Raw genomic sequence first — 12,703 nt, 5'->3', positions numbered from 1 at the left:
AAAACGGTGCGATACGACTGCCTTTATCTATCTTAGGCGTTGATATTTGGGGTGCTGATGTCATCGAGTCTTCTCAATGTAATGGCGATATAGATGCCATTGCTCGTCCTACTGGTCGTGCCGCCTATCCACTTCTCAACACCAGTGCGCCTTCATCGCTATTGCCTGTTTGGCTTTATACAGAAAATAACGAACCTTATTACGGTGATGCCAGACACGTTTTGGATTACATTAGCAAAAAATTCAAAGCGCTTGGTTTGACTCCAGTGATGGCTACTGAGCTGGAATTTTATTTGGTTGACTATACTGAAGGTGAAACGCCAAGACCACCTATCCGCCCCAAAAGTGGGCTAAGACTGAATAAAACCTCAATTTTGAGCATCAATGATCTATTACAATTCGATGAATTTTTAGACGAAGTTTATGCACAGTGCAAAAATCTCGATATCCCAGCAGATGCTGCTTTGGCAGAGAATGGCTGTGGTCAGTTTGAGATTAATTTATTACACGTAGACGATCCACTAAAAGCCGCTGACGATGCGATTTTGTTCAAACAGGTCGTCAAGGCCGTCGCTGCTCGCCGTAAACTCACTGCGACATTCATGGCAAAACCTTTTGGTCTACAGTCGGGTAATGGTTTTCATGTGCATTGCAGCTTATTAGATAAAGACGGCAATAATGTCTTTGATGATGGGTCAGATGAAGGCTCAGATATCTTGCGCCATGCAGTCGCCGGATTGTTAAAGACCATGTCAGATTGCACGTTGTTATTTGCCCCACATGTGAATTCTTATCGCCGCTTTACACCCGGTACGCTAGCACCAAACAATGTGTCATGGGGTTATGAAAACCGCACGGCGGCAGTACGTATCCCTGGTGGTGACTCAAAAGCACGCCGTATCGAGCATCGTGTCTCTGGCGCCGACGCCAATCCTTATCTGGTCTGTAGTGCGGTACTGGCAGGTATGCTGTATGGCATCGAAAACAAGCTAGAAGCGCCAGAACCCATTAATAGCATTACTTACGACGAAGCAGAACTTAAGACCTTGCCACTTGACTGGCTGTCCGCCATCCGCAAATTTGAAAGCAGTGATGTGATTGATTCGCTGTTCCCAAGCGAGATGATTGAGCTGTTGATCGCGGTCAAAAAGCAAGAAGCCAAACGCTTTGCTCAACAAGTGACCAACCTTGAATACCTCACCTATTTACAGGATGTTTGATATGTCAAATAGCAACTCAAGTAGCAATTTAAACGGCAATGCAGAAACGAACCAAAACCTATCCTCGAATAACACGCGCAATATCCCGCATTATTCAGATAAAGGGCAATATCCTGATAGCTATTATGCAGCCAGTCGTAATCCTAAGCCGGATAGACCAACGCTAAAAAATGACATCCAAGTGGAGATCTGTGTGGTTGGCGGCGGCTATAGCGGTTTATCAACTGCCCTGCATCTTATTGAAACCGATCATGAAGTCGTGGTTTTAGAAGGCGCGCAAATTGGTTGGGGCGCATCAGGTCGTAATGGCGGTCAAATTGTCAATGGTCTAAATGCCAGCCTACAAAAAATCAAGAAGTCTTATGGTCAAGAAAATGCAGATTTCGTTGGTCAGCTTGTGACTCGTGGTGGCAAAATCATTCGTCGTTTTATTAGAGACTACGATATCAACTGTGATCTCAAAGAAAAAAACATCTTTGCGGCATTAAATAATGGTCAGCTAAAAGATTTACAAGAAACGCATGCACTGTGGGAGAGCCATGGTATGCATGATAGAGAGATGCTCGATAAGCGCGGTATCCAAGAGCATATAAAATCAGATGCCTATGTGGGCGGGGTCATCGATCACTCTGGTGGACACTTCCATCCATTGAATCTTGCTCTAGGTGAAGCAGCGGCCATTGAGCAAGGCGGCGGCACCATTTATGAGAACACCTTAGTGGTTGATATTGAATATGCCGATGACTCTATCAAAGTCATCACCGAGTTTGGCACCGTAACTTGTAAGCACGCGGTGCTATGCGGCAATGCCTATCTCAATAAAGTCATCCCTAAACTGACTGACCGTGTCATGCCTGTATCGACGCAGATTATCGCCACCGAGCCGCTGGGTGATTTAGCAGACCAGCTCCTCCCAACCGATGTTTGTGTCGAAGATGTCCGCTACATTTTGGATTACTATCGCCTCTCAGCAGACAAGCGCATGTTATTCGGCGGTGGTACAGTCTACGGTGGTCAAGACCCCGCCGACATCACAGCTAAAATTAGACCAAACATGACTAAGATTTTTCCAGAGTTACGCGATGTCAAAATCGACTATGCGTGGAGTGGGAACTTTGCGTTGTCTTTTTCCCGCGTACCACAAATGGGCAAACTACATGAGCGAGTATATTTCGCCCATGGTTATAGTGGTCATGGCGTGACAGGCTCGCATCTATTTGGACAAATATTAGCCGATGCCATCAATGGTAAAACCAAAGAGTTCGATGCTTTTGCACAGATTCCTTGGATTCCATTCCCAGGTGGTCGAGCGCTGCGAGTCCCTTACTCGGTTATGGGCTCATGGTGGTATGCGCTAAAAGATACCACTGGCATGTAAACGCATAAAAACTTTGAATAATAAACATTGAATAAGGTGTTTTTACTTTAAAAGCGGTCGTTACAGTGACCTATCATAGCAACGGATTGTTGTGATAGGGCCCGATAGACAGTTGATTCGCTACTGTCTGTCGCGCGTCAACCATAGAATAGAGCTTGTTTAAAAAAACAATGAGGTTTTACAGGGAGCGTAAATATGAACATGAAGCTCAATGATGCGGTCGAAGGACAGTATCATAATAAGCGAGTATTTCTCACCGTTATAGTAGCCGTCGTTATTTATCTGGCTTTTGCTTGGCTATCTACCAGCCGTGCCCCAGACCAATCTTGGGGCGCCTTATCTTTACTACCAACATTACTAGTATTAGTCACTGCCATTGTCTCTAGGCGACCATTCGAATCCATGATCGCAGGCTGTGTCGCTGGCCTCGTGATGCTCAATCCTTTTGATTTGGTCTCCCCTTTTGCAGACAACATGTCGATGGTGCTAGGTAATGAGACCATTATTTGGATTGTTCTCGTCTGTGGTCTAATGGGCGGTCTCATTCAACTGCTTGAGATCAGTGGGTGTCTAGATGGCTTTAGTGAATGGCTACAAAAAATCATTAAGTCACGCCGTCAGTCATTACTTGCCACCTTTGCTTTGGGCGTGGTGGTTTTTATCGATGATTATTTAAACTGTCTAGCCGTATCAACCTCCGTCAAAAAACTCACTGACGTCTATAACGTTTCTCGTGAGAAGCTTGCTTATATCGTCGATTCAACCGCCGCACCGATGTGTATTATCGTGCCTATTTCTACTTGGGCGGTCTACTTTGCAGGTCTTTTAGAAGAAAACGGTGTGGCTGGCGATGGCGAAGGTATTGGGCTTTATATCAGCGCGATTCCTTATATGGCATATGCTTGGTTTGCACTTTTGATTGTATTCTTGGTCGCGTATGGCATTTTGGGTGACTGGGGTCCGATGAAAAAAGCCGAGGCACGCGCCAAAGCGGGTAATCCTGTTCCTGAAGCCTTTGTCGAAGAGCAACTGATCTCAAACGTCCAAGCCAAGCGTAAGCTATCGTTCAAAGCCAATATCGCAAACTTTGCTTTCCCAATGATTTTGTTAATTGTCTCGACGGTCTACTTCGAAATCGATCTATTACGCGGTGCATTATTGACCTGTTTTGTGACTGTCGTTGTCTATTGGATGCAAGGCATTTTAAGTTTTGAGACGCAAGTTGAAGCCATCTTTAAAGGCTTTAAAGTCATGCTTTATCCGCTCTCAACTGTCATCGGCGGTTTTTTCTTAAAAGCCATCAATGATGAGCTTGGCATGACCTCATATGTGATTGAAGCTATCACGCCTTATATGACGATTATTATTTTCCCTGCCGTCATCTTTGCCGTCATGGCTTTCTTAACTTTTGCCACATCATCAAGCTGGGGGCTGTATGTCCTTGCCATGCCGATTGTCTTTCCAATCTCTATTGCACTAGGCGTTAGCACTCCCCTTATGATTGGCGCATTGTTATCAGCATCATCATTTGGTAGTCATGCTTGCTTCTTTAGTGATTCGTCGCTACTTGCCGCGCAAGGTGCTGGCTGCTCCCCCATGCAGCACGCTTTTACCCAGTTCCCCTATGCCATGCTCGGCGCGGGTTTATCCGTCGTCACCTTCTTAGGATTGGGTTATATGATGGCTTAAGCCAACCTTAGCGCTATTATTTTAATCATTGACTAACGGACAATGAGAGATTGTTCGTCAGTCAATAAAAACAGCCCTTTTATATGGTAGTCACTAATAAATACGATAAGGATTTAGATCATGCGAAATGTCACCGTTGCTACGACCCAAATGGCTTGCGGCTGGGATATACAACAAAATATTGATACTGCTACTGAATTAGTGACCAAAGCTGCTAAAGCTGGTGCCAATATTATCTTGCTACAAGAGTTGTTTGAGACGCCTTACTTCTGCCAAGTTCATGATTTTGATTACTTTAGCCTTGCGACCTCAGTTGAGGATAATGCGGCCATCAATCACTTCAAACAGTTGGCTAAAGACTTAGAAGTGGTATTACCGATTAGCTTTTATGAAAAATCAGGCAATACCTTTTTTAATAGCGTGACCGTGATTGATGCCGATGGCGAGATACTTGGCACTTATCGTAAAACGCATATACCAGATGGCATTCCTTATGCCGAAAAATTTTACTTTACCCCCGGCGACACTGGATTCAAGGTTTGGCAAACCAAGTATGCCAAAATTGGTGTCGGTATTTGCTGGGATCAATGGTTCCCTGAATGCGCTCGTAGCATGGCATTAATGGGTGCAGAAATACTGTTTTATCCGACTGCGATTGGTGATGAGCCAACATTGGACATCGACTCAAAAGGTCATTGGCAACGCTGTATGCAGGGTCATGCTGCCGCTAATCTCATGCCAGTCGTAGCAGCCAATCGTATTGGCACTGAGACGATTACTCAAAACGGAAACGATAGCGTCATGGCATTCTACGGTGGCTCGTTTATCACGGATGGTCGCGGTGAGATCATCCAAGAAGCATCTAAAGATAAAGAACAGATACTTAGTACGACTTTTGACTTAGATCAACTGGCTATCGAACGTCAGCAATGGGGCATTTTCCGTGATCGTCGTCCATCGATGTATGGCACGTTGCTAACTCATGGATAGAGTTTGTTAACAAGCAAGCTCACTCGCGCTATCGTCAAATAAGGTGCTCTATATGTCATTATTCCCGAACCAATCAATCACTGGCTCAACACCACAACAAGACGGCTTTTACACGCCAGCAGAATTTGAGCCGATACAAAAAATATGGATGGTATGGCCATACCGTGCTGATAACTGGCGACAACAAGCCGCTCCTGCTCAGAAAGCTTATGCTGATGTCGCATTGGCAATCAACAGATTTTGTGAGGTTGGCGTACTGGTCAATCCTGATGATTATCAATCATGCCGCGATAGTCTACCTGCTGACATCGACGTCATATCAATGCCCAGTAACGATGCTTGGGCGCGTGATACTGTCCCGACATTTTTAATCAATAATAAAGGTGAGCTACGCGCCTGTGATTGGACATTCAATGCATGGGGCGGCGACTATGATGGACTATACTCGCCGTGGGATGACGATGATAAGCTGGCTGAACGCTTATGTGACCATCTAGATATCAAACGCTATCGAACGGATGACTTTGTGATGGAAGGCGGTGCATTTCATGTCGATGGTGAAGGCACGGTTCTGACCACACGTATGTGTTTGCTCAGTCTTGGGCGTAACCCGCACCTAACCGAAGCTCAAATTGAAGACACGTTAAAAGCCTATCTCAATGTGCAAAAAGTACTGTGGATTGATGACGGTATTGATCCTGACGAAACCACTGGTCATATTGATGATATTGCCTGCTTTGCGCGCCCTGGTGAAGTGGTTTGTTTATACACTGATGATTCTGAGCATCCGTTTTATGAAGCAACGCAAAAAGCCTATGAGCAGCTCTCAAATATGACCGATGCAAAAGGTCGCCGCCTAAAAGTCCATAAGCTTTGCTGTACCAAGCAACCTGTTACTTTACCTGAGGACTATGATATTGAGCAGTCTGACGATGCCAAGGCGCGTCATACTGGCGATGTTTGTATCGCCTCGTATGCCAATTTTTTAATTTGTAATGAGGCTATCATCGTACCGCAATATGATGATGAAAATGATTCATTAGCCATCGAGCAGCTTGAAAAAGTATTTCCTCAGCATCAAGTAGTGGGAGTACGCACAAAGGAGATTGTCTTTGGCGGTGGTAATATTCACTGTATTACTCAGCAGCAGCCAAAATCATCAATTAAAAGCACGCGCATAAAAATATAGACCCAAATGGATGTTGAACCCAATAATATTTTAAAAAAGGACATAGCTATGAGCGATTATCAAGTTAATAACCCAGCCACTGGCGAAGTAGAAGCCACCTACCCTACGGCAACTGAGCAGGACATCCAGAACGCTATTGCACAAGCCAATACCGCTTATCAAGATTGGCGTCAGGTTTCATTGGATGAGCGCAGTGCCATACTTCATAAAATTGCCGATATCTATCTTGAACGTCAAGATGAGCTGGCCCGCGTCGTTGCCAATGAGATGGGCAAGCCCGTTGCACAAGCGAAAGGTGAAATCGGTCTAGTTGCCGATATCTATCGCTACTATGCAGACAACGCTGAGCAGCTACTAGCACCTAGTACCATTGATGTTGACTCAGGGTCAGCTTCAGTAGAAAAACGTCCTGTGGGCGCTCTATTAGGTATCATGCCGTGGAACTACCCGCACTATCAAGTGGCACGTTTTGTCGCGCCAAACTTTATGGCAGGCAATACCGTTATTCTAAAGCATGCGCCGCAATGTCCTAAGACTGCAGAAGCCATCGCTGATATCCTAAAAGATGCTGGCTTACCAGAGGGTGTTTATAACAATGTGTTTGCCACCAATGAGCAAGCGGCGACTATCATCGAAGACAGCCGCGTACAAGGCGTTTCGCTAACAGGCTCTGAGCGAGCTGGGCAAGCAGTTGCTAAAATAGCAGGCGGCGCGCTGAAAAAAGTCGTGCTAGAGCTTGGCGGTTCAGACGCCTTTATCGTTGCAGCTGATGCGGATATCGAACAAGCTATAAAAGGGGCTATTTCTGGTCGTTTTGGCAATACAGGACAAGCGTGTAATGCTGCCAAACGTCTTATCGTCGTCGAATCTGTGTATGATAAATTCGTTGAAGGGTTCACTAATGCCGTCAGTAACATGACACTCGCTGATCCACTTGATGAAGGTACTTTCATTGGTCCAATGTCTTCAAAGGCAGCCGCAGTTAACTTGCAAGAACAGCTCGATAGCGCCATTCAAGCAGGCGCGACCGTATTGGTCGAAGGTGGCATGGTCAAAGACAAGCCGGGTGCGTGGTTTAAGCCTGCGGTATTGACAGATGTAACTGAGTCTATGGATGTTTATCGTGAGGAGCTATTTGGTCCTGTGGCAGTCGTCTACAAAGCTTGTGATATCGAGCATGCTATTAAAATCGCTAACGACGTACCCTTTGGACTTGGCGCTTCTATCCAAACGCAAGATGCTGCGCTAGCCGCTGAGATTGCTGACAAATTAGAAGTCGGTATGGTCACTATCAATGCGCCTTCTGGTAGCGAAGCCAATACCCCGTTTGGCGGCGTTAAACGCTCAGGATTTGGTCGCGAGCTTGGCACCCTTGGTATCACTGAGTTTTTAAACTATAAACTGATTCGTGATAAGTCGTAATCGACAACTTAATTTCAGGACGGGACATTTAGATAAAAAAAGCCTAACATTGGCTGTTAGGCTTTTTTTAAAAGTTGAGGTTATTAAAAAATAACCCATCGAAAAAACTATTGCTTAGGTGGATTGTCTTTTAACCATAATTGATTGACGATTTTTAATTCACGTAACTCTTCTGCCATAATTGACTCGCTAATACCCGGATACTTCACCCTTGCATAGCCATATAACGCAATGCCTAAGACTGTCCAGCCAAAGAAAATCCACCACTCGATAGGGGTTAGCGCGGATGGCATACCTGGCATATACAGCATGAGTATTCCAAAACTTAGCGCAATCGTAATCATGCCCACAAGCTTACCTGCTGGTATTCTAAATGGGCGTACCATATCAGGCTCGCGGTAGCGGAGTACTAAGAATGAGATAGCGACACAGGTATAAGCAATAACGATACCAAAGCCACCAGCATCGACGATCCACACCAGCATTTTACGACCAAACAAGGGTGCTAGAGTCGCCAAACCACCAATCAATAAAATGGCATTCGACGGCGTCTTATACTTTGGATGTAGCTTGCTTAAAAATGCGGGTAACATACGTGCTTTTGACATGGCATAAAGTAGGCGGCTACCACCAATCAAGAAGGCATTCCAACTTGATAAAATACCAAGCACACCGCCAATGACTAATAAAATACCTGCCCACTTGCCATGCCAAGCATTGGTCATCGCATCCGCAGTGGCGAGCGTTGAGTTTTCGGCTTGTAAGAGTGGCAAGGTCGTGCCAACACTCCAAGCGATACCCACGTACCACATTACCGCAACGACAATCGATAAAATCAAAAATTTACCAATATTAGGACGAGTCAGATCAATTTCTTCTGCCGCTTGCGGAATAACGTCAAAGCCGACAAACATAAACGGCACCATGACAATAACGGCCATCATACCGCCAATACCACCGATAAATGCAGGTGCTTGTACTGAGTTTGAGCCTTCAGGATTGAACATGACTGCGCCAATGAACAGCAACGTACCAACAAATAAGATGCCCAATACGGCCGTCTTTTGGAACCACGCACTGACTTCCATACCGCGGATATTTAGCCAAGTGACGATGACTGAGCCCAGCATCCCAACACCAACCCAAGTGGCATAAACATCCCAACCAGCGATGGTCCAGAGATATCCTTGATTGTAATTGGGGATAAAATACTCTACGACTGTCGGCAAGGCAACCGCCTCAAACGCGACCACCGAAAAATACCCAAATAAAATACTCCATGAGCAGATAAAGGAGACATTTACCCCCAGTGCTCTATGCGTATAGGTATGCTCACCGCCCGTAATCGGCATCGATGCGGCAAGCTCGGCATAAGTCACACCAATCAGTATCACTGCCAAGCCGCCTATCAAGAACGCCAGCATTGCGCCCCACGTCCCCGCAGATAAAATCCAACCACCAGCCAAGACTACCCAGCCCCAACCAACCATAGCACCGAATGCTAAGGCGATAATATCTAGCGTCCCTAACGATTTTTTTAATTCAGACATAACCTGCTCCTTGTCTGTGTGTCATCCGTGTTAACCCTTGACGGTCACACTATTTTTTGTTTAGTGGGATAGTACCCATCATAATTATCATATATACCTTTTGATCCAAGCTGTTCGGCACTACTTGTTTCATATTCAAATAGTACAAACAGCAACGGCGTCTTGACTTGCAAGGCGCCGTTGTAAAAAATGTACTCAAAGCGAGTGCCATATGGGCAATCTTGCTGTGCTATTAAAGATAACCTTCTAACCAAGATCGAGGCTTGATTAAAAGTGATGTATTTCACTATAAATAAACACTGAATACCTATTAAGCGGTTAGGATACCTTTGATAATATCTAGACCTTCTTGGAGCACTTCATCTTCAACCGTCAATGGCACCATCACACGAATGGCGTTGCCATACATACCGCAAGACGCTAATAATAAACCTTGCTCAAACGCTTTGGCTTTTAGGTTAGTAGTCGCTTCCACATCAGGCTTGCCATCACTATCGATTAGCTCAAACGCTAGCATGGCGCCTTTATGGCGTATATGACCGATACTGCTTAAGTTTAAGCCCTTTAAGAAAGCTTCGATTTTGTCGCCAATCTCAATACTGCGCTCAAGTAGGTTTTCTTCTTCGATAACTTCCATGACAGCGAGTGCAGCCACACAAGCCAGTGGGTTACCAGAGTATGTACCGCCCAAACCGCCGACTTGCGGCGCATCCATGATATCGGCGCGACCGATAACGGCAGAGATAGGATAACCACCTGCCAAGCTCTTAGCACTGGTCATTAGATCTGGCTCAACGCCCAACTGCTCGGTGGCAAACAACGTACCCGTACGGGCAAAACCACACTGCACTTCATCAAAAATCAAGACAATGCCATGTTCGTCGCAGATATCGCGTAAAGACTTGGCAAATGATGGGGTGACTTGATGAAAACCACCCTCGCCTTGTACTGGCTCGATAATCATCGCCGCCACTTCGCTAGGATCAATATCCGCTTGGAAAATCATCTCAAGGCTATGCAGCGCTTGTGCTTCTGTGACATTCAACTCTTCAGCTGGGAATAGCGCATGGAATACAGGGCCTGGCATTGGACCAAAGTTCTTTTTGTACGGCAGCACTTTACCTGTCAAACTCATGCACATTAAAGTACGACCATGCCAACCACCAACGAAAGAGATGATACCTGGACGACCAGTTTTCGCACGAGCAATCTTGATACAGTTTTCGACCGCTTCTGCACCAGTCGTTAAAAAGAATGCTTTTTTCTCACCGCTGATAGGGGCTTTTTCACAAAGTTTTTCGGCAAGATCCACATAGCATTCGTAGTTGATCATTTGCGCCGCAGTATGGGTAAACTTGTCGAGTTGCTCATGCACACGCTGGGTGATTTTTGGATGGCTGTGTCCCGTATTCAGTACTGAGATACCACCAACGAAGTCAATATAACGATTGCCTTCAACATCCCAAACTTCTGAGTTTTTTGCTTTTTCTGCAAAGATGGGATAAGCAACGCCAAGTCCTGTTGGTAACACAGCTTTACGGCGCTCAAGTAGTGATTTATTGGTAGTCGTCATGGGAATGTCCTTTTCTTTATTTTTAACATAAGTGCCAATGATTAAATGGCGGTTTTGAGGAATGGTTTATCTAATAGTTAACAGTTGTTAGTTGCTAGCTATAGAGGGGATTCATGGTGCTGAATCCCGTTCGATACGGTGTGACAATTAAAACCTTAAAAGAGAGCGCATGTCGCTAAACGATTAGCTGACGTCAGAGCACCAGTATTTGGTCACGACATATTCTTCGATGCCGTATTTTGATCCTTCGCGGCCAAAGCCAGACTGCTTGACACCGCCAAATGGAGCGACTTCGGTAGAGATCAGACCCGTATTATGACCGATAATGCCGTACTCAAGACCTTCGGTAACGCGCCATGAACGTGCATAACTACCACTGTAGAAATAAGCAGCCAAGCCGTAGATAGTATCGTTGGCTTGACGAATAACGTCTGCCTCATCTTTAAAGGTAAAGATAGTAGCAATAGGGCCAAAGATTTCTTCGTGCGCGATATCCATCTCAGCACTGATATCGGTAATGACTGTTGGATTGTAAGTAAGCTCTGAGGCGTCATTGGTGCTGCCGCCAGCGATAAGCGTCGCGCCTTTATCTAACGCGTCTTTGAGCAGCGCTTGCACTTTTTCCAACGCCTTTTTGTTAATTAAAGGACCAATATCCACGCCTTCATCCATGCCATTACCGACATTAAGCTCAGCGACTTTTTGTACAAATACGTCGAGGAATTTATCTTTAATGCTGTCTTGTACATAGACACGGTTGGCACAAACACAGGTTTGACCCGCGTTACGATATTTAGAAGCGATTAAGCCTTCAGCGGCTTTTTCAAGATCGGCATCATCAAAAACGATAAAGGGTGCATTACCGCCGAGCTCTAATGACAGTTTTTTGATGGTTGGGGCACACTGTGCCATCAAGGTACGACCGACTTCGGTAGAGCCAGTAAATGACAGCTTATGAATGCGTGCATCGCCGGTTAGGATATCGCCGATGGTTGACGACTTGCCCGTGACGACTTGAATAACGCCTGCTGGAATACCGGCTTGCTCAGCCAATACCGCGAGTGCCAATGCAGAAAATGGCGTTTCGGTCGCAGGTTTGATAATCATGGTACAGCCTGCCGCTAGTGCAGGAGCTGCTTTACGGGTAATCATCGCTGCTGGGAAGTTCCAAGGTGTGATAGCCGCGCAGACACCGACAGGCTGTTTTAGGATGACATGGCGCAATTGGGTTTGATTGGCAGGGATAACATCGCCGTATACGCGCTTACCTTCTTCAGCAAACCAGCGGATAAAGCTATTGGCATAGCCAACTTCCCCGCGTGATTCGGTTAAAGGCTTGCCTTGCTCGGCAGTCATAATGATGGCCAAATCTTCTTTATTGGCATCGATAAGGTCAGCCCACTTTTGCAGCAGTTCTGCCCGCTCTTTTGGGGTTTTGGCTGCCCAAAGGATCTGGGCTTCATGAGAGGCGGTAACCGCGTCGTTCACATCGTCGGTCGTTAGGCTTGGTACCGTACCGATGATATCGCCGTTGAAAGGATTGCTCACATCAATAGTCGAGTCATCACTAGCGGCATGCCAGCCATCTTTGATGAAACACTGCTGTTTAAGTAGATCTGGGTTCGATAGCTGTAGCGTAGACTGTGACAGTTGTGACATTGTGACGCTCCTTGTCAATTGAGGTTTGCAAAT

At 45.7% G+C, this 12,703-nt stretch carries 9 protein-coding genes; 6 read left to right on the top strand and 3 right to left on the bottom strand.

The window, feature by feature from the left end:
- The 6 genes from I3257_RS02340 to I3257_RS02315 form a co-directional block, all read left to right on the top strand.
- Positions 1-1,220: glutamine synthetase family protein (locus I3257_RS02340; RefSeq protein ID WP_238048700.1), on the top strand; the 1,220-nt coding region annotated here is incomplete at its 5' end.
- A 1-nt stretch (position 1,221) separates the two neighbouring features.
- Positions 1,222-2,598: an FAD-binding oxidoreductase gene (locus I3257_RS02335; RefSeq protein ID WP_238048699.1), complete on the top strand. Its 1,377-nt coding sequence runs from the start codon at positions 1,222-1,224 to the stop codon at positions 2,596-2,598.
- Positions 2,599-2,793: 195 nt separating this feature from the next.
- The gene (locus I3257_RS02330) at positions 2,794-4,287 is read left to right on the top strand and encodes a Na+/H+ antiporter NhaC family protein (protein ID WP_020443104.1); all 1,494 of its coding nucleotides are present in this window, start codon (positions 2,794-2,796) and stop codon (positions 4,285-4,287) included.
- A gap of 117 nt (positions 4,288-4,404) precedes the next feature.
- A complete protein-coding gene (gene aguB / locus I3257_RS02325) occupies positions 4,405-5,277 on the top strand; it encodes an N-carbamoylputrescine amidase (RefSeq protein WP_346014805.1) in 873 nt (290 codons plus the stop codon).
- A gap of 52 nt (positions 5,278-5,329) precedes the next feature.
- Positions 5,330-6,466: an agmatine deiminase gene (gene aguA, locus I3257_RS02320; RefSeq protein WP_238048697.1), complete on the top strand. Its 1,137-nt coding sequence runs from the start codon at positions 5,330-5,332 to the stop codon at positions 6,464-6,466.
- Between the two features lie 48 nt (positions 6,467-6,514).
- Positions 6,515-7,888: an NAD-dependent succinate-semialdehyde dehydrogenase gene (locus I3257_RS02315; protein WP_238048696.1), complete on the top strand. Its 1,374-nt coding sequence runs from the start codon at positions 6,515-6,517 to the stop codon at positions 7,886-7,888.
- A 107-nt stretch (positions 7,889-7,995) separates the two neighbouring features.
- Here I3257_RS02315 and I3257_RS02310 read toward each other — a convergent pair whose 3' ends face one another.
- The 3 genes from I3257_RS02310 to I3257_RS02300 form a co-directional block, all read right to left on the bottom strand.
- Positions 7,996-9,438 (bottom strand): APC family permease, encoded by a 1,443-nt coding sequence (locus I3257_RS02310; protein ID WP_060491417.1) that lies wholly within the window; start codon positions 9,436-9,438, stop codon positions 7,996-7,998.
- Between the two features lie 310 nt (positions 9,439-9,748).
- Positions 9,749-11,011: a 4-aminobutyrate--2-oxoglutarate transaminase gene (gene gabT / locus I3257_RS02305; RefSeq protein WP_055123915.1), complete on the bottom strand. Its 1,263-nt coding sequence runs from the start codon at positions 11,009-11,011 to the stop codon at positions 9,749-9,751.
- 183 nt (positions 11,012-11,194) lie between these two features.
- The gene (locus I3257_RS02300) at positions 11,195-12,670 is read right to left on the bottom strand and encodes an NAD-dependent succinate-semialdehyde dehydrogenase (protein WP_238048695.1); all 1,476 of its coding nucleotides are present in this window, start codon (positions 12,668-12,670) and stop codon (positions 11,195-11,197) included.
- Positions 12,671-12,703: the final 33 nt, after the last annotated feature.

The organism is Psychrobacter sp. Ps7 (assembly GCF_022129225.1).
Lineage (GTDB): Bacteria > Pseudomonadota > Gammaproteobacteria > Pseudomonadales > Moraxellaceae > Psychrobacter > Psychrobacter immobilis_A.
Note: the sequence above shows the minus strand (reverse complement) of the source record. Positions and strands in the feature narration are given on the sequence as shown.

Bases quoted from the DNA above. Each gene is read 5' to 3' on its own strand.
- I3257_RS02335 (WP_238048699.1), top strand. From the start codon at position 1,222: ATGTCAAATAGCAACTCAAGTAGCAATTTAAACGGCAATGCAGAAACG.
- I3257_RS02330 (WP_020443104.1), top strand. From the start codon at position 2,794: ATGAACATGAAGCTCAATGATGCGGTCGAAGGACAGTATCATAATAAG.
- aguA (WP_238048697.1), top strand. From the start codon at position 5,330: ATGTCATTATTCCCGAACCAATCAATCACTGGCTCAACACCACAACAA.
- I3257_RS02315 (WP_238048696.1), top strand. From the start codon at position 6,515: ATGAGCGATTATCAAGTTAATAACCCAGCCACTGGCGAAGTAGAAGCC.
- I3257_RS02310 (WP_060491417.1), bottom strand. From the start codon at position 9,438: ATGTCTGAATTAAAAAAATCGTTAGGGACGCTAGATATTATCGCCTTA.
- gabT (WP_055123915.1), bottom strand. From the start codon at position 11,011: ATGACGACTACCAATAAATCACTACTTGAGCGCCGTAAAGCTGTGTTA.
- I3257_RS02300 (WP_238048695.1), bottom strand. From the start codon at position 12,670: ATGTCACAACTGTCACAGTCTACGCTACAGCTATCGAACCCAGATCTA.